The organism is Streptomyces sp. (genome assembly GCF_019510245.1).
Lineage (GTDB): Bacteria > Actinomycetota > Actinomycetes > Streptomycetales > Streptomycetaceae > Streptomyces.
This window is the reverse complement of the sequence record NZ_JAEKKT010000190.1, coordinates 1-20,014: the sequence shown is the minus strand read 5'-3', so window position 1 is coordinate 20,014 and position 20,014 is coordinate 1. Positions and strand designations below refer to the sequence as shown.

Annotated in this window: 16 protein-coding genes, 2 pseudogenes and 1 riboswitch; of the genes and pseudogenes, 10 read left to right on the top strand and 8 right to left on the bottom strand. The window is 71.6% G+C overall.

Annotated features, from left to right (window positions below; all coding sequences use genetic code 11):
* Window positions 1-118: 118 nt before the first annotated feature.
* A complete protein-coding gene (gene recQ / locus JF597_RS38440) occupies window positions 119-2,116 on the top strand; it encodes a DNA helicase RecQ (RefSeq protein WP_294006989.1) in 1,998 nt (665 codons plus the stop codon).
* 24 nt (window positions 2,117-2,140) lie between these two features.
* Here recQ and JF597_RS38435 read toward each other — a convergent pair.
* From JF597_RS38435 to fahA, 3 genes and pseudogenes are all read right to left on the bottom strand, one after another.
* A pseudogene (locus JF597_RS38435) lies at window positions 2,141-2,737 on the bottom strand (HEAT repeat domain-containing protein); the annotation flags it as partial.
* 57 nt (window positions 2,738-2,794) lie between these two features.
* Window positions 2,795-3,733, bottom strand: a complete 939-nt coding sequence (locus JF597_RS38430) for a M56 family metallopeptidase (RefSeq protein ID WP_294006986.1) — start codon at window positions 3,731-3,733, stop codon at window positions 2,795-2,797.
* A gap of 350 nt (window positions 3,734-4,083) precedes the next feature.
* Entirely contained in the window at window positions 4,084-5,295 is a 1,212-nt protein-coding gene (gene fahA / locus JF597_RS38425) for a fumarylacetoacetase (RefSeq protein WP_294007026.1), read from the bottom strand.
* Window positions 5,296-5,551: 256 nt separating this feature from the next.
* Between fahA and JF597_RS38420 the strand changes: the two genes are divergently transcribed.
* Window positions 5,552-6,817, top strand: coding sequence for an ATP-grasp domain-containing protein (locus tag JF597_RS38420; protein ID WP_294006983.1), 1,266 nt, complete (start codon window positions 5,552-5,554; stop codon window positions 6,815-6,817).
* Window positions 6,818-7,096: 279 nt separating this feature from the next.
* Window positions 7,097-7,903 carry an HAD family hydrolase gene (locus JF597_RS38415; RefSeq protein WP_294006980.1) on the top strand — a complete coding sequence of 269 codons (807 nt, stop codon included), beginning with the start codon at window positions 7,097-7,099 and terminating at the stop codon, window positions 7,901-7,903.
* Between the two features lie 13 nt (window positions 7,904-7,916).
* Here JF597_RS38415 and JF597_RS38410 read toward each other — a convergent pair whose 3' ends face one another.
* The gene (locus JF597_RS38410) at window positions 7,917-8,405 is read right to left on the bottom strand and encodes a transglycosylase SLT domain-containing protein (RefSeq protein ID WP_294006977.1); all 489 of its coding nucleotides are present in this window, start codon (window positions 8,403-8,405) and stop codon (window positions 7,917-7,919) included.
* A gap of 5 nt (window positions 8,406-8,410) precedes the next feature.
* Window positions 8,411-8,607, bottom strand: a riboswitch (cyclic di-AMP (ydaO/yuaA leader).
* Window positions 8,608-9,891: 1,284 nt separating this feature from the next.
* On the opposite strand from JF597_RS38410, the gene JF597_RS38405 reads away from it, so the two are divergent.
* From JF597_RS38405 to JF597_RS38380, 6 genes are all read left to right on the top strand, one after another.
* Window positions 9,892-10,902, top strand: a complete 1,011-nt coding sequence (locus tag JF597_RS38405) for a polyprenyl synthetase family protein (protein ID WP_294006974.1) — start codon at window positions 9,892-9,894, stop codon at window positions 10,900-10,902.
* 153 nt (window positions 10,903-11,055) lie between these two features.
* A complete protein-coding gene (locus tag JF597_RS38400; RefSeq protein ID WP_294006970.1) occupies window positions 11,056-12,003 on the top strand; it encodes a CHRD domain-containing protein in 948 nt (315 codons plus the stop codon).
* Between the two features lie 271 nt (window positions 12,004-12,274).
* A complete protein-coding gene (locus JF597_RS38395) occupies window positions 12,275-13,537 on the top strand; it encodes a DUF2092 domain-containing protein (protein ID WP_294006967.1) in 1,263 nt (420 codons plus the stop codon).
* A gap of 58 nt (window positions 13,538-13,595) precedes the next feature.
* Window positions 13,596-14,624 (top strand): ABC transporter ATP-binding protein, encoded by a 1,029-nt coding sequence (locus tag JF597_RS38390; protein WP_294006964.1) that lies wholly within the window; start codon window positions 13,596-13,598, stop codon window positions 14,622-14,624.
* Window positions 14,611-15,498 (top strand): ABC transporter permease, encoded by an 888-nt coding sequence (locus JF597_RS38385; protein WP_294006961.1) that lies wholly within the window; start codon window positions 14,611-14,613, stop codon window positions 15,496-15,498. Before JF597_RS38390 ends, JF597_RS38385 begins: the two co-directional genes overlap by 14 nt.
* A 157-nt stretch (window positions 15,499-15,655) precedes the next feature.
* On the top strand, window positions 15,656-16,861 hold the full coding sequence (locus JF597_RS38380; protein WP_294006958.1) for a tetratricopeptide repeat protein: 1,206 nt from the start codon (window positions 15,656-15,658) through the stop codon (window positions 16,859-16,861).
* Window positions 16,862-16,870: 9 nt separating this feature from the next.
* On the opposite strand, the gene JF597_RS38375 is transcribed toward JF597_RS38380, so the two are convergent.
* From JF597_RS38375 to JF597_RS38365, 3 genes are all read right to left on the bottom strand, one after another.
* Window positions 16,871-17,335 (bottom strand): VOC family protein, encoded by a 465-nt coding sequence (locus JF597_RS38375; RefSeq protein ID WP_294006955.1) that lies wholly within the window; start codon window positions 17,333-17,335, stop codon window positions 16,871-16,873.
* 31 nt (window positions 17,336-17,366) lie between these two features.
* On the bottom strand, window positions 17,367-18,332 hold the full coding sequence (gene rarD / locus JF597_RS38370) for an EamA family transporter RarD (RefSeq protein ID WP_294006952.1): 966 nt from the start codon (window positions 18,330-18,332) through the stop codon (window positions 17,367-17,369).
* A 120-nt stretch (window positions 18,333-18,452) separates the two neighbouring features.
* Window positions 18,453-19,304, bottom strand: coding sequence for an SDR family oxidoreductase (locus JF597_RS38365; RefSeq protein ID WP_294006949.1), 852 nt, complete (start codon window positions 19,302-19,304; stop codon window positions 18,453-18,455).
* A gap of 92 nt (window positions 19,305-19,396) precedes the next feature.
* Between JF597_RS38365 and JF597_RS38360 the strand changes: the two genes are divergently transcribed.
* Window positions 19,397-19,798, top strand: a complete 402-nt coding sequence (locus JF597_RS38360) for a helix-turn-helix domain-containing protein (RefSeq protein WP_294006946.1) — start codon at window positions 19,397-19,399, stop codon at window positions 19,796-19,798.
* 79 nt (window positions 19,799-19,877) lie between these two features.
* Here JF597_RS38360 and JF597_RS38355 read toward each other — a convergent pair.
* Window positions 19,878-20,014 (bottom strand): annotated as a pseudogene (locus tag JF597_RS38355) (2-oxoacid:ferredoxin oxidoreductase subunit beta); the annotation flags it as partial.

The window sequence follows — 20,014 nt, the reverse complement described above, 5'->3', positions numbered from 1 at the left end:
GGCGGCCAGCCTGTGGATAACTCAGGCGCTGTCGGCCCGGACCCCTATCGTGGAGGCAGTGGTCGAAGGACGACGTACGGGGGACACGGCGATGGGCGGGACAGGCGGGACCGACGAGATGGCAGGGACGACCGAGACGCCGGGGGCGCCACAGGCGCACGGCCCGGCGGACAGCGAGGCACTGGCCACGCTGCACCGGGTCTTCGGGTACGACGCCTTCCGAGGCGAGCAGGAAGCGATCATCGAGCATGTGGTGGCGGGCGGCGACGCCGTCGTCCTCATGCCCACCGGCGGCGGAAAATCGCTGTGCTACCAGATCCCCGCCCTGGTCAGACCCGGTACGGGCATCGTGGTCTCACCGCTCATCGCCCTCATGCAGGACCAGGTGGACGCCCTGCGCGCCCTCGGCGTCAACGCCGGGTTCATCAACTCCACCCAGGACTTCGACGAGCGGCGCGTGGTCGAAGCACAGTTCCTCTCCGGCGAGCTCGACCTGCTCTACCTCGCCCCCGAGCGGCTCCGCCTGGACTCCACGCTCGACCTGCTCGCCCGCGGCAAGATCGCCGTGTTCGCCATCGACGAAGCCCACTGCGTCTCCCAGTGGGGCCACGACTTCCGCCCCGACTACCTCACCCTCTCCCTCCTCGGCGAGCGCTGGCCCGACGTCCCGCGCATCGCGCTCACGGCCACGGCCACCCACGCGACCCACCAGGAGATCACCCAGCGGCTGCACATGCCGACGGCCCGGCACTTCGTCGCCAGCTTCGACCGGCCCAACATCCAGTACCGGATCGTCCCCAAGGCCGACCCCAAGAAACAGCTCCTCACCTTCCTCCGCCAGGAACACGAAGGCGACGCGGGCATCGTCTACTGCCTCTCCCGCAAGTCCGTCGAAGCCACAGCCGAATTCCTGACCCGCAACGGCATCGACGCCGTGCCCTACCACGCCGGCCTGGACGCGGGCACCCGCGCCGCCCACCAGTCCCGCTTCCTACGCGAGGACGGCCTGGTCGTCGTCGCCACCATCGCCTTCGGCATGGGCATCGACAAACCCGACGTCCGCTTCGTCGCCCACCTCGACCTGCCCAAATCCGTCGAGGGCTACTACCAGGAGACCGGTCGCGCCGGCCGCGACAGCCTGCCCTCCACCGCCTGGATGGCCTACGGCCTCAACGACGTCATACAGCAACGCAAACTCATCCAGTCCGGCGAGGGCGACGAGGCCTTCCGCCGCCGCGCCCAGGCCCACCTCGATTCCATGCTCGCCCTGTGCGAGACCGCCCAGTGCCGCCGCGGTCAACTCCTCAACTACTTCGGCCAGGACCCCGACCCCGCGGGCTGCGGCAACTGCGACACCTGCCTCACCCCGCCCGAGACCTGGGACGGCACCGTCGCCGCCCAGAAGGTCCTCTCCACCGTCGTACGGCTCCAGCGCGAACGCGGGCAGAAGTTCGGTGCCGTCCAGATCGTCGACATCCTGCTCGGCAAGCGCACCGCCAAGGTCATACAGTTCGACCACGACCAGCTGTCCGTCTTCGGTATCGGCACCGACCTCGACGAAGCCGAATGGAGAGGCGTCGTCCGGCAGTTGCTCGCCCAGGGGCTGCTCGCGGTCGAGGGCGAGTACGGCACCCTCGTGCTCACCGAGGCCAGCGGGACGGTCCTGCGGCGGGAACGCGAGGTCCCGCTGCGGAAGGAACCGAAGAAGCCGGCACTCTCGCGAGGGACCGGAAGCTCCGGGGCCTCCGGATCCTCCGGCAAGAGCAAGGCGAAGGCAGTCGTGGCAGAGCTGCCCGAGGAACTGCTCCCCGCCTTCGAGGCCCTGCGCGCCTGGCGCGCCGAGCAGGCCCGCGAACAGGGCGTACCCGCGTACGTGATCTTCCACGACGCCACCCTGCGCGAGATCGTCGGCCGGTGGCCCGAGTCCGTCGCCGAACTCGCCACCATCGGCGGCGTCGGCGAAAAGAAACTCATGACGTACGGAGAAGGCGTACTCGGCGTACTGGCCGCCCTGAAGACGCCGGCCGCCGCCCCGGCCCCCGCGGCGACGGGGACCGGCGACGACGAGCACTGGCCCGAGATGGACGCGGAGCCGGAACCGGAGGACTGGATATAGCACCCGCGGCGGCGAGGGAGCCGCCTACAGTCCCCTCGCCGCGTACGCCCTGACATCCGCGTCGGGGGCGGCCGTCGCCGTGGCCAGAGCCGCCCGGACCTCCTCGGCACCGGCGCGCCGGGGCAGGGCGAGCACGGCAGCCTTGCGGACGTCGGCGTTCCGGTCGGCGAGGGACGTGGCGAGAGCCGACACCGCCACGGCGCCGTCAGCGGCACCCAGCGCCCTGCCGGCACCGACCCGCACCTGCCACGCCGGGTCGCCCAGCGCAGCCACGGCGGCCCCGGCCAGGAGCGCCGGACAGCCGACGCCCGCCAGGGCCTCGTACGCCGCACCCCGGACCAGCACATCGGAGTCCCCGACGAGCAAGGCCAGGGCATCCAGAACGCCGTCCCCTCCAGAGACGGCAACGGCGGCCCCCACCGTGCCGAGGGCCTTCGTCACCGTCACCCGCACCTCACGGGAGGGGTCGCCGACGGCAGCCGCCAGGGCACCGGCGGCATCCACCGAGACCAGGGCCCGCACCGCCTCGATCCGCACCGCCGGGTCGGAGTCGGCCAGGAAACCGGCGAACAGCCCGGCATCACCCAGGCGCAGCGCCCGCAGCACATCGAGCGCGGCCGAACAATTCCGAGGGCACCTCTTCAGCCCAGACGCCAGCAGGCAGGCAGCGCTCGCGCTCTAGCCAAGCGCCGTCAGCCCCGGTGCGAACGCGATCAGGAGCGGCAGCAGGGGGACCAGGGCGGCCACCGTCGTCGTCAGGGCCCGCTGGCGGCGCAGCAGCCGTGGGGGCGGTTCCAGGAGGCGGTCGACGCGCTCGCCCAGCAGCCGGCGGCTCGACGCGCAGGACAGGACCCCGCGGTGCTGGTTCAGTTCGATGAGGGCCAGCGCGGTGGTGAGGTGGCCGCAGCGGCGGGACGCCGTGTCGTCCGCGGCGAGCTCGACGAGCCGGTGGGTCTGGTCGCAGAAGTGAGAGAAGAGCGGCACGCGCGGGAAGCCCGTGGCCAGGGCGCTGGACAGGTGGAGCAGCCAGTCGTGATGGGCGCGGGCGTGGCCCCGTTCGTGGGTGAGTACGGCGTCGAGCTGGTGGTCGGTGAGGCGGTGCAGTGCCCCCGTCGTCACGACCAGCTGTGGTGGATGGCCCGGCATCCACCAGGCGTCCGGGTACTCGTCCTCCAGCACCAGCATCGGTCCGCGTGCCGCGGGCAGCCCCGCCGGCAGTTCGGGTGCCCGCTCGCGCAGGTGTGCACGGGTCCGGTCGCGGCGGCGTCGGGCCTCGACCAGTTCGCGGGCGAGCATCGCCGTCGTCCACGCCGCCCCGGACGCCAGCAGCACCGTGAGAGCGACCGCCCAGGGAGGTGCGACGGAGAGGTCGTACGCGGCGGTGACCGCCGGTGGCGCCGGCGCGAACACCTGGTCGCGCACGGTGTGGAAGACAGCCGCCGCGCCCAGGGTCAGCGCGGCCAGGCAGCACATCAGCACGGTGGCGACCAGGCACTGCCACACCCACAGCGCCACCACCGGTTCCCGCTCCGGCCACAGGGACCGCACCAGGGCGCGCGGCGCAGGTACCGCGGCCGTCAGGGCGACGACGGTCAGCAGGAGCAGGCAGACGGTCATGCCGGGGCTCCGTTTCCTGATCGGAGACGTGTGCGGGTGGTGCGAGGGCGACAGGCCGTTGCGTGACGTGGTGCGTGCGCCGGCGCGTCACGTGATGCGTGCGCCGACGCCTCGCATGGTGCGCGTGCGGGCGCATCGCATGGTGCGTGTCCCGTCAGTATGACGGTGCCCGGCGCCCTGAGTCAGGTGTCGAGGACGATCCGAGCGCCCCGCTTCCCGGCCGGGCGGCTCGCGCGCGGTCCCTGCTCCCGTGCCGCCTCCGGTATCGCCTCGCCCGGGGATCCGCCGACCGCCCCCGCGCCAGGAAGTCCCCGCTCACCTCGGTGCGCCGGGCCGGCCCGGCGGCCGGCTCACCCGGCCACGACCCGGCCGCTGACCTCCCCGAGCCCCACCCGGCTGCCGCCCGGTCCCGGAGCCCATCCCGACATCGTCACCACGTCGCCGTCCTCCAGATACGTCCGTTTCCCGTCCGGGAGTTCGAGCGGGTCGCGTCCGTTCCAGGTCAGCTCCAGCAGCGACCCGCGCTGTCCGGGCTCCGTGCCGCTCACCGTGCCGGAGCCGTACAGGTCGCCGGTGCGCAGGGAGGCGCCGTTGACCGTCAGGTGGGCGAGCTGCTGGGCGGCGGTCCAGTACATGGTGGAGAACGGCGGCTCGGACACCGTCTGCCCGTTGATCGCGATCGACATCCGCAGGTCGTAACCGGCGGGCTCCTCCGTGGCGTCGTCGAGGTACGGCAGCAGCGGATGCGTCCGCCTCGGCGGGGCGATCCGGGCCTCCTCCAGCGCGTCCAGCGGGGTGATCCACGCCGAGACCGAGGTGGCGAACGACTTGCCGAGGAACGGGCCGAGGGGGACGTACTCCCAGGCCTGGATGTCCCGCGCCGACCAGTCGTTCAGCAGGCAGAGGCCGAACACGTGCTCCCTGAAGTCGCCCAGCGCCACCGGCCGGCCTTGCTGTGACGGCGTGCCGACGACGAAGCCGACCTCGGCCTCGATGTCCAGCCGTACCGACGGGCCGAACACCGGTGCCGGATCCGCGGGCGCCTTGCGCTGCCCTGAGGGCCGTACGACGTCCGTCCCGGACACCACGACCGTGCCGGCGCGGCCGTGGTAACCGATCGGCAGGTGCTTCCAGTTGGGAGTGAGCGGTTCGGCGGCGTCGGGGCGGAAGATGCGGCCGGCGTTCCGGGCGTGGTTCTCGGAGGCGTAGAAGTCGACGTAGTCGGCGACCTCGAAGGGGAGGTGCAGGGTCACCTTGGGCAGCGGGTGGAGGAGGGGGGCGAGTGTCTCCCGGTGCGCGGGCACGGTCACCCAGGCGGTCAGGGCGCGCCGCACGTCCGACCAGGCGGTGCGGCCTGCGGCCAGGAGCGGGTTGAGGGTCGGCCGGGCGAGCAGGGAGGCGTAAGGGGAGCCGAGGGCGAGGGCCGCGGCGCCGGCGTCGAGGACGTGGTCGCCGAGGCGGACGCCGACCCTCCGTTCCGTGCTCTCGGAGGTCGAGAACACGCCATACGGAAGGTTGTGCGGGCCGAAGGGGTGACCCTCGGGGACCTCGAAGGGGGTCAAGGGGGGCATGGGGTGGCTGCCTCGCTCTCATCCGTGCCGCGCGGTGGACGGCCATGTGGCGACCTCGCTATTGCGTTGCGCGGCATTTCATGTGGTCGCGCCACACGTTACGGGTGAGTTGCCTGTCGTGACAGTGTCTAAAGAGTTCGCAATGTCCTAATAGGCCTTGTCGGAGTAGGCAATTCCGGCTTAGCGTCCTTTGGGGGACACGGACGGGGTGGGTCCGGTCCGTAGAGGGGGACACGTGGGGGGACCCGTGGCCAGGAATGCCGTCAGCGTGCCGTTCGAGGCGGACCGCGACGTGCCGGGCCTGATCGTCAAGTTCGGCGACTATCCGCTGCATCACGGCGGGGTCGGCGCGATTCGCAGCCTGGGCCGCCTGGGCGTTCCCATGTACGCGATCACAGAGGACGCGTACACGCCGGCGGCTTCGTCCCGTTATCTCAAACGGGCGTTCGTATGGCCGACAACAGGCGCCGAGGAACCGGGCCATCTCGTCGAGGGACTGCTGCGCATCGGCCGCCGCATCGGCCGTCCGGCCGTGCTGATCCCCACCGACGAGGAGGCCGCCGTCCTGATCGCCGAGCATCAGGACGCGCTCGGCGACCGCTTCCTCTTCCCGCGCGTCGACCCGGAACTGCCCCGCCGGCTGGCGAGCAAGCAGGGCCTGCACGAACTGTGCGTGGAACACGGCATCCCGAGCCCGGCGGCCGCCTTCCCCGACTCGTACGACGAGATCGTCGACTTCGCGGACAAGGCCCGCTTCCCGATCGTGGCCAAGAACCGTGAGGCGTTCGTCCGGCGCAAGCAGCCCGCCGTCAACGGGACGACGCGGATCGCCACCCGGGAGGGACTGCTCACCCTTGCCCGTGACTGGGGCACCCATCCGGGTGTCATCCTCCAGGAGTACCTCCCGAGGGAGGAGGCCGAGGACTGGATCGTGCACGCCTACTTCGATGCCGACTCCACTCCGCGCGCCCTGTTCACAGGAGTCAAGGTCCGCTCCTGGCCGCCGCACGCCGGCATGACCGCGAACGCGTACGTCGTCGACAACCCGGAACTCGCCGACCTCGCCGCGCGTTTCATCAAGCAGATCGGTTTCACCGGCATCATCGATCTCGACCTGCGCTTCGACCGGCGCGACGGGCAGTACAAGCTGCTCGACTTCAATCCCCGCATGGGCGCCCAGTTCCGGCTCTTCGAGAGCGAGTCGGGGGTGGACGTCGTGCGCGCCATGCACCTGGACCTGACCGGGCGTCGCGTTCCGGAGGGAGAACAGCGGGCCGGCCACCGGTACCTCGTGGAGAACATCGACCTGCCCGCCCTCCTCGCCTACCGCCGCAGCGGCTACACGACGCCGCACGCACCGCAGCGGCCGAGCGGGACCGAGCTGGCCTGGCTGGCGGGTGACGACCCGCTGCCGTTCGTCACGATGCTCGCCCGGTTCGTGCGTCCGGGCGCGAAGCACCTCTACCAGCTGTGGCGCACCAACCGCCGCGGCTCCAGTAGCGCCACGAAGTAGGCACCAGGTTCCTGGGGGAGGGGCTTCGTGATCGAACCGCCACCCCGGCCGCCTCCCACCAGGACTGCCCGCAGCACCGGGCGTCGAAGCAGAGCCCGAGCCGCCGGACCTCCTCGACACACAGCGCATCACCTGCCGGGCCCCCGGGGCAGCTGCCGCAGCATCTCGGAGGACGTAACGCCTGCCACCGGCAACGGCCCCATCACGGAGACGGCGGGCGCCACTTGAGGCCGAAACAGGCGGTGAGTGCCCGGGCCGTGCTGTCCGTATTCTCTGATCATGGCCGCACCCTCCCCGTACTCACTGATCGCCACCGACCTGGACGGCACGCTGCTGCGCGGCGACGACACCTTCTCGGAGCGGTCGCTCGCCGCGCTCGGCCGGGCCGGCCGAGCCGGAGCCCAGCACCTCGTGGTGACCGGCCGTCCGGCCCCACGCGTGCGCCCCCTCCTCGACGACCTCGGCTGCACGGGACTCGCGGTCTGCGGCCAGGGCGCGCAGGTGTACGACGCCGGCGCGGACCGGCTGCTGTGGTCGGTCACCCTGGACCGGGAGCTGGCGGAGACCGCACTCGGCAAGATCGAGGCCGAGGTCGGCCAGGTGTACGCGGCGGTCGACCAGGACGGCGTGGACGGGCTCACGCTCATCGAGCCGGGCTATCTGATGCCCCACCCCACCCTGCCGGCGCTGCGCGTCGCCCGGCGCGACGACCTGTGGTGCGCCCCCATCAGCAAGGTGCTGCTGCGCCATCACTCGCTGTCCGACGACGAACTCGCCTCGACCGCCCGCTCGGTGGTCGGATCGCTGGCGACGGTCACGATGTCGGGGCCGGGGACCGTCGAACTGCAGCCGTGCGGGGTGACCAAGGCGACCGGGCTCGCGCTGGCCGCCGACCGCCTGGGGCTGAGCCCCGGACAGGCCGTCGCCTTCGGCGACATGCCCAACGACATCCCGATGTTCGAGTGGGCGGCCTACGGCGTGGCGATGGCCAATGCCCACCCCGAACTCAGGGCGGTGGCCGACGAGATCACCACGTCGAACGAGGACGACGGCATCGCCGTCGTCCTCGAAAGACTCTTCGCCTGATGCGGGACGCCGATCAGTAGGCGCCGTGGACGTTGTCGATCGAGCCGTACCGCGCTGCGGCGTAGTTGCAGGCGGCGGTGATGTTCGCGACCGGGTCGTAGATGTCGAACGACGTGCCGGCCACGTGGTACGTCTTGAACGTCGGGTCGATCACCTGGAGCAGGCCCTTGGAGGGGATGCCGGCGGCCGCGTTGGAGTCCCAGAGGTTGATGGCCTGCGGGTTGCCGGAGGACTCCCGCATCACGTTGCGGTGGATGCCGTCGTAGGTGCCCGGGATGTGCTTCTCGGCCATGATCGCGAGCGACTCGCGGATCCAGCCGTCGAGGTTGTTCGGGTACCCGGCGAGGGTCGTCGAGGCCGTCGTGGTGGAGGAGCCGGCAGCGGACGCGGTCGTGGCCCCGATGAGCGGGAGGGCGAGGACGGCGGCGCCCGTGCCGACGACGGCGAGCGTGCGGACGAGGCGGTTACGGCGGGGACGGCGGTGCTGAGTGGCAGCAGGCATAGCGAAGTTCCTCTCCGTCGCCTGCGAGGTGAGCTGTCGGGTTCGGGCCCGGGGAGTGCCCGGCCGCACCGCCCGAAGGCAATGCGACTTCACCCCTAGCCGTTCCGGGACGACGTCTGTGCTGTGACGTCGGCCGTCCGGTCCGGCGGCTTACCTGGGTCCCCCGCTCCTGCCATGCGAATGAACTCGTCGATGGGTCACTACGGGCGGCGGCAGGATTCGGCGTCCGCCCGGCGAGCCGGAACGTATGCGAGAGCACATGTACGAAACAAGACCCTGATTCACGCAACATGCCGATTGACCTTGGTCTGTGCCGTATGAGGCACTTGATCCTTTGCGGCTGCCAACCCTCAACTGGCGCACGGGAAAAGGAAAGGAAGGGTCCTTCGCGGGCCTGCGGCATTCGTGCCCGAGTGACCTACTTCACGAATTCGCAAGAGCGGCAAAGCGGACATCAGGGATTCACGGAATCCGCCTTTTTCCTGTTTCGACGGAAAGTCGACCCACTCGCATTCGCGTGGATTGCCTCCGTGGGGTGCGTGGAGTGATCCCTGAAGAAGATGATTTGCGCGAATAGTCCAAGTTGTCGGATTAGGGATGGCTATCGCGAATCAACCGTCAACTTCTCCGTCAACCTCGGATGCCTCGGGTGCGCGTGCGTGTCGCCGGCCGTGCCCAACGGAGAGGTCCAGGCGGCCGGTTGGCAGGGCGGGTGTCGAGGGGCGTTGTGTGCGTGCGTGATTCTCGTCACCTAGAGGGAAGGGGGCTCGGAACCGGCAGTCCCTGGCGCGCGTGTCCACCGTGAGAGCGGAACCTCCCCCGTGATGCACGTCGTTGTCAGGAGGGTCGTTCCGGGAGGGAACCCGCACGTGCCGGCACCCCTGCGAGTCGACGGGGAGGGGTGCGGTCGCGACGCGCGCGCATGGGGTGCTGTTAGGTCGGCCGAGGGAATGACGGTCAAGGGAATGCGGATCGAGAGGGCGCAGGTCGACGGAACGGGGAGCTCGACGTGCGTGGTCCCGTGGAGGAAGGGTGGCTGGACGGGGGGCGAGGTGCCGCCGTCGGTGCGCGGTGCGCCCCCGTGGGCTTGGGTGGGCGGTGGAGGGGGTACGCCCGGGCAGGTGACGTCGGTCGGAGAGGCGGGGCGGTTTCCGGGCAGGAGTCATCCGGGGGGTTCGCCGCCGGGCGGGCCCTCGGGCGCCTCCCCGGATCCGGACCCGGTGCCGGGCCCGGTACGGAGCCCGGTGCGGGACACGGCCTGGGCCGCGGTTCGGGACAACTGCCCGCACTTCCTGTTAAGTCAGTAGATGTCAGGTCGTATGGGCTGATCAAAAACATAACGGTCGTGATCCGATAGCGCCCGGGGTGTAACCGTGGGCGCTATCGGTGATCGAAACCTGACCGGATACGCTGACTTGAGTGATAGCAGCGACCTATCGACAAACCGCGTAATCGCCAGTAGACACCAGCAGACAGGAGACCCCTCGTGACCGTCGTCGGGCCGTTCGGGCTGAGCGTGCGGGACCAGGCTCTGGAAGCCGATGTCCAGGCCGGATTGACGGCTGTCGAGGAAGGCTTGCTAGACGCCACCAAGAGCGAGGTCCCGTTCATCACGGAGGCCGCGCAGCACCTCGTACGGGCCGGGGGGAAGCGGTTCCGTCCGCTGCTGGTGATGCTCGCCGCGCAGTTCGGCGACCCGTACGCGCCCGGTGTCGTGCCGTCGGCCGTCGTCGTCGAGCTCACGCACCTGGCCACGCTGTACCACGACGACGTCATGGACGAGGCCGCCGTGCGCCGCGGTGTCGACAGTGCCAACACCCGCTGGGGCAATTCGCTGGCGGTCCTCACCGGCGACTTCCTCTTCGCCCGCGCCTCCCAGATCCTCGCCGACCTCGGTCCCGAGGCGGTCCGGGTCCAGGCCCTCGCGTTCGAACGACTGGTGACCGGTCAGATCCTGGAGACGGCGGGCCCGTCGGACGGCCGTGACCCCGTCGATCACTACCTCGACGTGCTCAGCGGCAAGACCGGCTCGCTGGTGGCGGTCTCCTGCCGGTTCGGCGCGATGCTGTCCGGCGCCGACGAGACGGTCGTCGACGTCCTCACCCAGTACGGCGAGCGGCTCGGTGTCGCCTTCCAGCTCGCCGACGACGTCCTGGACATCGCCTCCGACTCCCACGAGTCCGGGAAGACCCCGGGGACCGACCTGCGCGAGGGCGTGCCCACCCTTCCGGTGCTGCGGCTGCGGGAGCGGGCGGCCCGGCTGGGGCTGGCCGAGGACATCGCCCTGTGCGAGCTGCTGGACTCCGACCTCACGGACGACGCGCGGCACGCGGAGGCCCTGGCGGCGCTGCGGGCGCATCCGGCGCTGGAGCAGGCTCGCCGGGACGCGGTCCGGTACGCGGAGGAGGCGCGGGCCGCGCTGGGTCCGCTGCCGGAATGCGACGCGAAGACGGCGCTGGTGGAGCTGTGCGACGCAGTGGTGCACCGAGCCGGATAGCCCTGCGGTCTCCAGGCGCCCGGCTCCCGAAAGCGCCGTCCATGTGACTCGGGCCACACGCTTGGACTGAGTCCAATCCAGGATGTGTTCCGTACTCCTCCACAGAAGCCGACGCAGGGGGCGTCGGCTGATACACGGGGAGAAAACGGAATCATGGTCATCGACGCAACGCGCCGCAAGAGCCTCGTCGCCGCTGCCATCACCGTCACCGCGCTCGGCTGTGCCGCCGCCCCGGCATCCGCTGCCACAGGTCACAGCCCCGCCGGCTACAGCTCCACCAGTCACCGCTCCACCGCCTCCGTCGTCCTCGCCGCCAGCCTGCGCGGTGCCAACGAGGTGCCCGTCGCCGGTGGGCCCGCCGTCGGGGACAAGGACGGCGCCGCGCTGGAGTTCATCCGGGTCAAGGGGGGCAAGGTGACCGTCGCCGTGACCTGGCGCGGCACCGGCAGGCCCACGGACCTGCACATCCACCAGGGGGCCAAGGGCACCAACGGCGGTGTAAAAATCGACTTCGGGAAACTGCTGAAGACAGCCAGGGGCCACAGCGTCACGGGCAGCGTCAAGGTCACCGACAAGGCCCTGCTCGCTCAGCTCACCACCGACCCCGGAGCCTTCTACGCCAACCTGCACACCGCACAGTTCCCGGGCGGAGCCGTCCGCGGCCAGCTGCACGCCGTCACCACCGTCTCCGGCCTCAAGGGCGGCTTCCAGGCCTCCGTCGTCACCGGCAAGCAGATCTACGAGTGCAAGCCCGCCGACGGCGGCGGCTACGCCTTCGCCCAGCGCGACGTCAGCGCCGAGCTCGGCGGCGGCATCCGCCACTCCTTCGTCGCACCGAACTCCGGTACCCCGCAGTGGGTCGCACCCGACGGCACCGCGGTCACCGGAACCGTCCTGACCAAGACCGCGAACGGCACCGGCAACATCCCCGAACTGGACCTCAAGACCACCTCGTCCGGCAAGAAGCACGGGCTGCTCGCCCGCACCGGCGAGATCCTGCGCCTCAACACCGTCGGGGGCGTCGCCCCGGCCGGCTCCTGCGCCCCGGGTGCCGTCGTAGGCGTCCCCTACCGGGCGGACTACGTGTTCGTGCAGCACTGAGCGGACACGGCACGAGACCTGAGCAGGCACGGCGCGTGACAGGAGGCGCCTTCCCGGCACGACCCCTACGGGTCGGGGAGGGCGCCTCCACCGTCGTGTCATACCGCAGGTGTACGCGGAGTTGGCTCCGTGGTCTGACGCTTGGGCGCCCCGGATTTGGTGAGATGGAAACCACGGAAATCACCACCACTCACCGATTCGGGTGAGAATGGCGGCTCAGGGTGGGACACGTGCGAGGACGGCCGCCGCCGACGACGGAGGTAAGGCACACATGGCACCGTACGAATCCGACGACAGCACGGGGGCCGCGCAGGCCGACGACGAGCTGCGCGACGAGATGCGCGCCGAGCGACGGCGCAAGGCCGCACGGTACGTCGTCCCCGTCGCGGTGGTGGGCGTGGCCGCAGCCACCATCGGCCTGGTCCCGGCACTCGCCGACTCCGGCGACCCCGACCTACCGAAGATCACCGCGCAGGAACTCATCGACAAGATCGCCAAGTCGGACGTGCAGCAGCTGTCCGGCACCGTGAAGATCAGCACCGACCTCGGCCTGCCCGACCTCGGCGGTCTGGAGAGCGGCCTGATGTCCGGGGTGACGCAGGGCAGCGGCGACGGCTCGTCCGCCGACCCGTCGAGCAAGCTCACCGAGCTGGCCTCCGGCACGCACACGCTGCGGGTGGCCGCCGACGGCCCCGAGAAGCAGAAGGTGTCGGTGCTGGAGAGCGGCGCCGAGTACAGCCTCATCCACAACGGCACCGACGTGTGGGACTACGACAGCAAGTCCAACGAGGTCTACCACTCCACCGCCCCCGACTCCGGCAAGACCGGGCAGCACGAAACCCCGGCCACCCCCAAGGACTTCGCCGACGAGGTTCTCAAGTCGGTCGACGACACCACGTCGGTGACGGTCGACGGCACCGCCCAGGTGGCCGGCCGGGACGCCTACCGGCTCGTCATCAAGCCCAAGCAGTCCGGTACGACGGTCGGCGCGATCAGCATCGCGGTGGACGCCAAGACCGGTACGCCGCTGAAGTTCACACTCACCCCGTCGAGCGGCGGAGCGGCCGTCGTCGACGCCGGCTACACCCAGGTCAGCTTCGCGAAGCCGGCCGCCTCCACCTTCGACTTCACCCCGCCCAAGGGCGCCAAGGTCACCGAGGGCGACAAGGCCGGCAAGGCGGGCAGGGCCGGCGAGGGCAACGGGACGGACCAGGGCGGCAAGGCCTCCGAGGCGCCCGGCCACGGCTCCGCCAAGGACCTCGACAAGTCCCGCTTCGACGTCCTCGGCAAGGGCTGGAACTCCATAGCCGTGCTCGACACCGGCAGCAAGGGCGGCGTGCCCACCGGCTCCGCCTCCGGCAGCGGCGACCTGAGCGGCTTCCTCGGCTCGCTCGGCGACCCCGTCTCCGGCAAGTTCGGCAAGGGCACCGTCTTCTCCACCCGGCTGATCAACGCCCTGATCACGGACGACGGGAAGGTGTACGTCGGCGCCGTGGACAAGGCCGCGCTGGTGAAGGCGGCCGACGCGGGGTAGCAGAGGGCGGCGCGGGTGCGGTGAGTACCCTCTGCCGCACGACGAATCGAGGGAGCCGATGGACCGACCGTCCGCCACGGAGCGGGAGCCGGAGGACGCCGGGGGCTCCGGACGCCCCGGGGAGCCGGGTGACCCGGGTGACGACGCGCCGGCGGCCGCGGGCGTCATCGACACCCGTGGCCTCACCAAGCGCTACCGCGGCGGACAGCTCGCCGTGGACGGTCTCGACCTGACCGTCCCCGCGGGCAGCGTCTTCGGCTTCCTCGGCCCGAACGGCTCCGGCAAGACCACCACCATCCGCATGCTGATGGGCCTGATCGCCCCCACCTCGGGCAGCGCCCGCGTCCTCGGCCACCCGATGCCGCGCGCCTCCCGCGTCGTACTGCCGCACGTCGGCGCCCTCATCGAGGGCCCGGCGCTGTACGGCTTCCTCTCCGGCCGCGACAACCTGCTGCGGTACGACGCCGCCGACCCGGCCGCCGACCCGCGCACCCGGCGCGCCCGCGTCGAGGCCGCACTGGACCGGGTGGGCCTCGCGGCCGCCGCGGCGAAGAAGGCGAAGGCCTACTCCCTCGGCATGAAGCAGCGCCTGGGCCTCGCCGCCGCGCTGCTGCAGCCCCGCAAGCTGCTGGTCCTGGACGAGCCGACCAACGGCCTCGACCCGCAGGGCATGCGGGAGATCCGCTCCCTGGTGCGGGAACTGGCCGGGGACGGCACGACCGTGTTCCTCTCCTCCCACCTCCTCGACGAGATCGAGCAGGTCTGCACCCACGCGGCCGTGATGGCGCAGGGCCGGCTGATCGCCCAGGGCGCGGTGGCCGACCTGGCGGCCGGGGCGCGCGGGCGGCTCGTGGTGACGACCCCGGACTCCGCGGAGGCGGCCCGGGTGCTCAAGGAACAGGGCGTCGCGGACGTCGTCGCCGCCGAGGACCGGGTGACCGGCGAGCCGCCCGAGCGCGACCTCGCCGAGGTGAACGCGGCGCTCGTCGCGGCGGGCGTCCGGGTCCGCGGCTTCACCGTGGAACGGGCCTCGCTGGAGGACGCCTTCGTGGCACTGACCGGGGAGGGCTTCGATGTCGCGGGCTGACCTGGCCGCCGTGGACACAGCGGCCGCCCGGCCGAACCCGCTGTGGAGCCTCGGCCTGCTGCGCAGCGAACTCGTCACCACGTTCCGCCGCTGGCGCACCCTCGCCCTGCTCGGCGTACTGGCGGCGGTGCCGGTCCTCGTCGGGATCGCCGTCAGGATCGAGACGCGGGGCGACGGGCAGGTCGGCCGGGGCGGCGGCGAGGGCCCGGCGTTCGTCGCCCAGGTCACCAACAACGGACTGTTCCTGGTGTTCACCGCGCTGGCCGCGACCCTTCCGTTCTTCCTGCCGATGGCCGTCGGAGTGGTGGCCGGGGACGCGATCGCGGGAGAGGCCGACGCCGGGACCCTGCGCTATCTGCTGGTCGCGCCGGCGGGCCGCACCCGCCTCCTGCTCGGCAAGTACGCGACGACCATGGCCTTCTGCCTGGTCGCGACCCTGGTGGTGGCGGCCTCCGCGCTCGCCGTCGGCGCGCTCCTCTTCCCGCTCGGCGACCTGACGACGATCTCGGGCACCCGGATCTCCTTCGCCGACGGTCTCGGCCGCGCCCTGCTGATCGCCCTGGTGGTCGCCGCGTCCCTGGCCGGCGTCGCCGCCCTCGGCCTGTTCGTGTCCACGCTGACCAACAGCGGCATCGCGGCGATGGCGACGACCGTGGGCCTGCTCATCACGGTCCAGATCCTCGACCAGATACCCCAGTTGCACGCGCTGCAGCCGTACTTCTTCTCCCACTACTGGCTCTCCTTCGCCGACCTGATGCGCGACCCCGTCTACTGGGACGACCTGGTCAAGAACCTGGAACTGCAGGCCCTGTACACGGCCGTGTTCGGATCGGCGGCCTGGGCGCGGTTCACCACGAGGGACATCACCGCCTAGCGGCTCGCGTACGGTCCTGGTCCGCCCGCGCCCCGCCGGGCGCTCCTTCCTGGTGCGAGGCTGTGACGTCGCGGTGACGTGCGAGCCGTGCCGAGCGGAGACACTGGACCGTACGCACGGGTACGACCGGATGGTGACGCCGGGGGAATGAGGGCCGATGTCCCGACTCAGCCGCGAGGAGAAGCGGGAAGTCCAGCAGGAGGGGCGGCCGGCACCCGTCGACGTCCGGGTGGCGGGCGCGGCGGCGTCCGTGGACGGCGTGCCACTGCTCCCGGGCCCCGGTGAGGAACCCCAGCAGGCGGTCCTCAACCATCTCCAGCGCCTCGCCCGCACCACCGGCCGCCCGGTCCTCGCCACCGTCCACGACACCCGCATCGGCTATGTCGTCCCCCTCCAGGTGGACCTGGACGGTTCCAGCAGCTTCACCGGCGACCCGGTACGACTGGCCGCCCCGGCCGCCGAGCCGAGGGAACAACCCGCACCGAAGGCAGCCGCGCCGGCGGAGCTGGAACCGGTGCCGGAGGAAGCGGTGCAGCCGGCAGCGCCGGCGTTCCCCCATCAGGTGCTGCAGGCGGTGCCGCAACCGCCCGCCGCCCCACCGGCACCGCCCGCTCCGCCCACCGCCCTGCCGGCCGTGGCCCCGCCCCTGCCGCCCGCGCCGGGCACCGTCCAGCCGCCCACCGGCGTCTTCGGCCCACCGCCCGTGATGAGCCCCCCTGCCCCCGCTCCGGCCTCCGAGACGGCCCGCGCCTCCGCCCCCGCCTCCGCCCCCGAAAAGCCGGTGGCGGACCGGGACCCGGACCCCGACCTCCGGTCCACCCCCACGCCCGCCCGCGGCTTCGACGCGGTCGCCGAGGAGGTGCTCGGGGACGAGCCCGTGACGCTGACGGCGGAGGGGGCCGCGCTGCTCACCGAGCCGGTGGCGCGGATCAACGAGGCTGTCCGGACGGGCCGTATCGACGCGGCGGCCGAACTCGCCGAGCGCACCGTCGCCGAGGCCGCCGCGGTCCTCGGCGCACACCACACCGAGGTCCTGCACCTGGGCGAGTTGACCGCGTACATCTCCTACCTGGCGGGCGACCCGGTGCGGGCCTTCCACCTCTCCCTCGACCTGGCCCGGCAGCGCGGGCACGCGCGGGACGGTGAGGCGGCGTACGGGAACGTGCGGAGCGCGGCGACCGCCTGGCGCGCGGTGCGCGACCCCGAGCACGGGCTGCGCCTGGGCCGCGAGCTGATCGACCTGTGGGCGCAGCTCACCGCCGAGGGCGGCCCGGCCGCCGACGACGCCGAGGAACTGGAGTCGGCCCGCGCCCGGATGGCCCGCCTCACGGAACGCGCTCGCCGCGCGGCCCAGAACGCCTGAGCGCCGCCGTCACTGCACGCAGAACTCGTTGCCCTCCGGGTCGGCCATCACGGTCCACGCGCCGGAGGGCGCGGAGACGTGCCGCACGACAGCCGCGCCCAGCGCCTCGAGGCGCGCCACCTCGTCCGCCCGCCTTCCCTCCCCGGCGTGCAGGTCGATGTGGAGCCGGTTCTTGCCGGACTTCGCCTCCGGCACCCGCTGGAACAGCAGCCGCCGGCCCAGTCCCGTCCCGTGCTCCTCGTCGTACGGGTCGTCCGGGTGCCGTACGGCGATCAGGTCGCGGAAGGCGGCACGGCCGTGGTACTCGAGGGTGGCCGCGCCCGGCAGCGCGCCCAGCTCCAGCAGTCGTTCCACGAACGCGCTGTTGTCCTCGGCCACATAGTGCAGCGCGGCGGCCCAGAAGTCGGCCTGCGCGTGCGGGTCACGGGCGTCGACGACGAGCTTCCAGTGCAGGGGTGCGGGCGTCTGCGTCATGCCGCCCACTTATAGCCGACGGCTCGGACAGTCACACCTGGCTTGCCGGAGTCTCCGTGACCGGGGCGGCCGGCCGTGGTAGAGGCGCCGCCGCGAGCGCCCGTGCGGCCCGGCGGGCGGTGCGCAGCGCGTCCCAGGTGAGCAGGGCGAGGGCGAGCCAGACCAGGGCGAAGCCGGCCCAGCGGGCGGCGGGCATGGCCTCGTGGAAGTAGAGGATGCCGAGCAGGAACTGGAAGACCGGCGCCAGGTACTGCAGCAGACCGAGTGTGGAGAGCGGCACGCGGATCGCGGCGGCGCCGAAGCAGACCAGCGGGACGGCGGTGACGATGCCGGTGGAGGCCAGCAGGGCCGCGTGCCCGGCGCCGTCGTCGACGAAGCTGGACTCGCCGTGGCCGACCAGCCACAGCAGATAGGCGAGCGCCGGCAGGAACTGGATCGCCGTCTCTGCCGCGAGTGACTCGATGCCGCCGAGGTTGACCTTCTTCTTGACGAGTCCGTAGGTGGCGAAGGAGAAGGCGAGGACGAGGGAGATCCACGGCGGCTGCCCGTAGCCGACGGCCAGCACGACGACGGCGGCGAATCCGACGCCCACCGCCGCCCACTGCGCGGGCCGCAGCCGTTCCTTCAGCAGCAGCACGCCCATGGCGATGGTCACCAGGGGGTTGATGAAGTAGCCGAGGGAGGCCTCGACCACGTGCCCGGCGTTCACGGCCCAGATGTAGACGCCCCAGTTGACGGTGATCACGGCGGCGGCGACCGCCACCAAGGCCAGTCGGCGCGGCTGCCGCAGCAGCTCGCCTGCCCACGCCCAGCGCCGTACGAAGACGAGTGCGACGGCGACGAAGACGAGGGACCACACCATCCGGTGGGCCAGGATCTCCACCGACCCGGCCGGCTTCAGCAGCGGCCAGAACAGGGGGACCAGCCCCCACATCCCGTAGGCCGCGAAGCCGTTCACCAGTCCTGTCCGCCGCTCACCCTTCGATATGCCGGCCACCGGCCCTCCTCACACCCAGCATCAGCACGCCGGGACGAAGGTAGCGCCGGGCACCCCGGTCTGTCATGGCCGTATCGGCATACGGTCATGACAGACCGGGGTGGCTCCTCTTTGCGGTGCCTACTTGAGGGCGGCGGCGATCGCCTCGGAGATCGGGGAGGTCGGGCGGCCGGCCAGGCGGGAGAGGTCGCCGGAGTCGACGACTAGTTCGCCCTTGGCGATCGACGCGTCGACGTCGACCAGGATCGCGGCGAACATCTCCGGCACGCCGGCGCCCGTCAGGATGGACTGGAGCGCCTCGCCGGGCACCGCGTTGTAGGCGATCTCCGTGCCGGTCTGCTTCGTGAGCTCGGCCGCGTACTCGGCGAAGCTCCAGGCGACGTCGCCGCCGAGCTCGTACGTCTGGTTCTCGTGGCCCTCGCCGGTCAGCACGGCCACCGCGGCGGCCGCGTAGTCGGCGCGGGAGGCCGAGGAGACCCGGCCCTCGCCGGCGGCCGCGACGACGGCGTTGTGCTCCAGGACCGGGGCGAGGTTCTCGGTGTAGTTCTCGTGGTACCAGCCGTTGCGCAGCAGGGTGTACGGCAGGCCGGAGGCGAGCAGCGTCTCCTCGGTGGCCCGGTGGTCGTCCACCAGCGAGGCGTGCAGGCTGCCCGGGGCGCTGGTGTACGCCAGCAGGGCCACGCCGGCCGCCTTGGCGGCGTCGATGACGACCTTGTGCTGGGCGGGACGGCCCTTGTCGAACTCGTTGCCGGAGATCAGCAGCACCTTGTCTCCGGCGGCGAAGAGGCCGTCGAAGGTCTCGGGGGTGTTGTAGTCGGCGACGGCGATCTTCACGCCCTTGGCGGCGAACTCGGCGGCCTTGGCCTCGTCACGCACGACGGCGGTGATCTGCTCGGCCGGGACCTTCTCCAGCAGCTGCGTCACGACGTGACGGCCGAGCTGTCCGGTGGCTCCTGTGACAACGATGCTCATGGTGTGCGATCTCCTTGTGGGGTTCCGATGCCACTAACCCTAGGGGTAGCGCTAACCAAAGGAAAGTACCCACTTTGGAGTAAGGTACTGGCATGCCCGTAAGTGCCGCGGACGCCGATCCGCCGAAGGCCGGAAAGTACGTCGCCGGCGAGGAGATGTGCCCGTACCGCCTGGTCCTGGAGCACGTCACCAGCCGCTGGGGCGTCCTGGTCCTGATGCAGCTCCTCGACCGCCCGCACCGCTTCAGCGAGCTGCGCCGCGCGATCGGCCGGGTCAGCGAGAAGATGCTCACCCAGACCCTCCAGACCCTGGAACGCGACGGCCTCGTCCACCGTGACGCCAAGCCCGTCATCCCGCCCCGCGTCGACTACTCCCTCACCGACCTCGGCCGCGAGGCCGCCCGGCAGGTACGGGACCTGGCGCTGTGGACCGAGCGGCGGATGGCGGACGTGGAGCGGGCCCGGAAGGCGTACGACGACGCGAGAAACGCCTGACCGAGGCCCCATGGGCGCCTGCGGACACGAGTGGGGCCCGGACGCGTCGCCCGGGCCCCACCCGCGACTCGAACCGGGCTCAGCCCACGACCGTCCAGGTGTCCCCGCCGGCCAGCAGGGCCGCCAGGTCGCCCTTGCCGTGCTGTTCGACCGCGGTGTCCAGCTGCCCGGACATCTGCACGTCGTAGACGGGCCGTTCCACCGAGCGGAAGACGC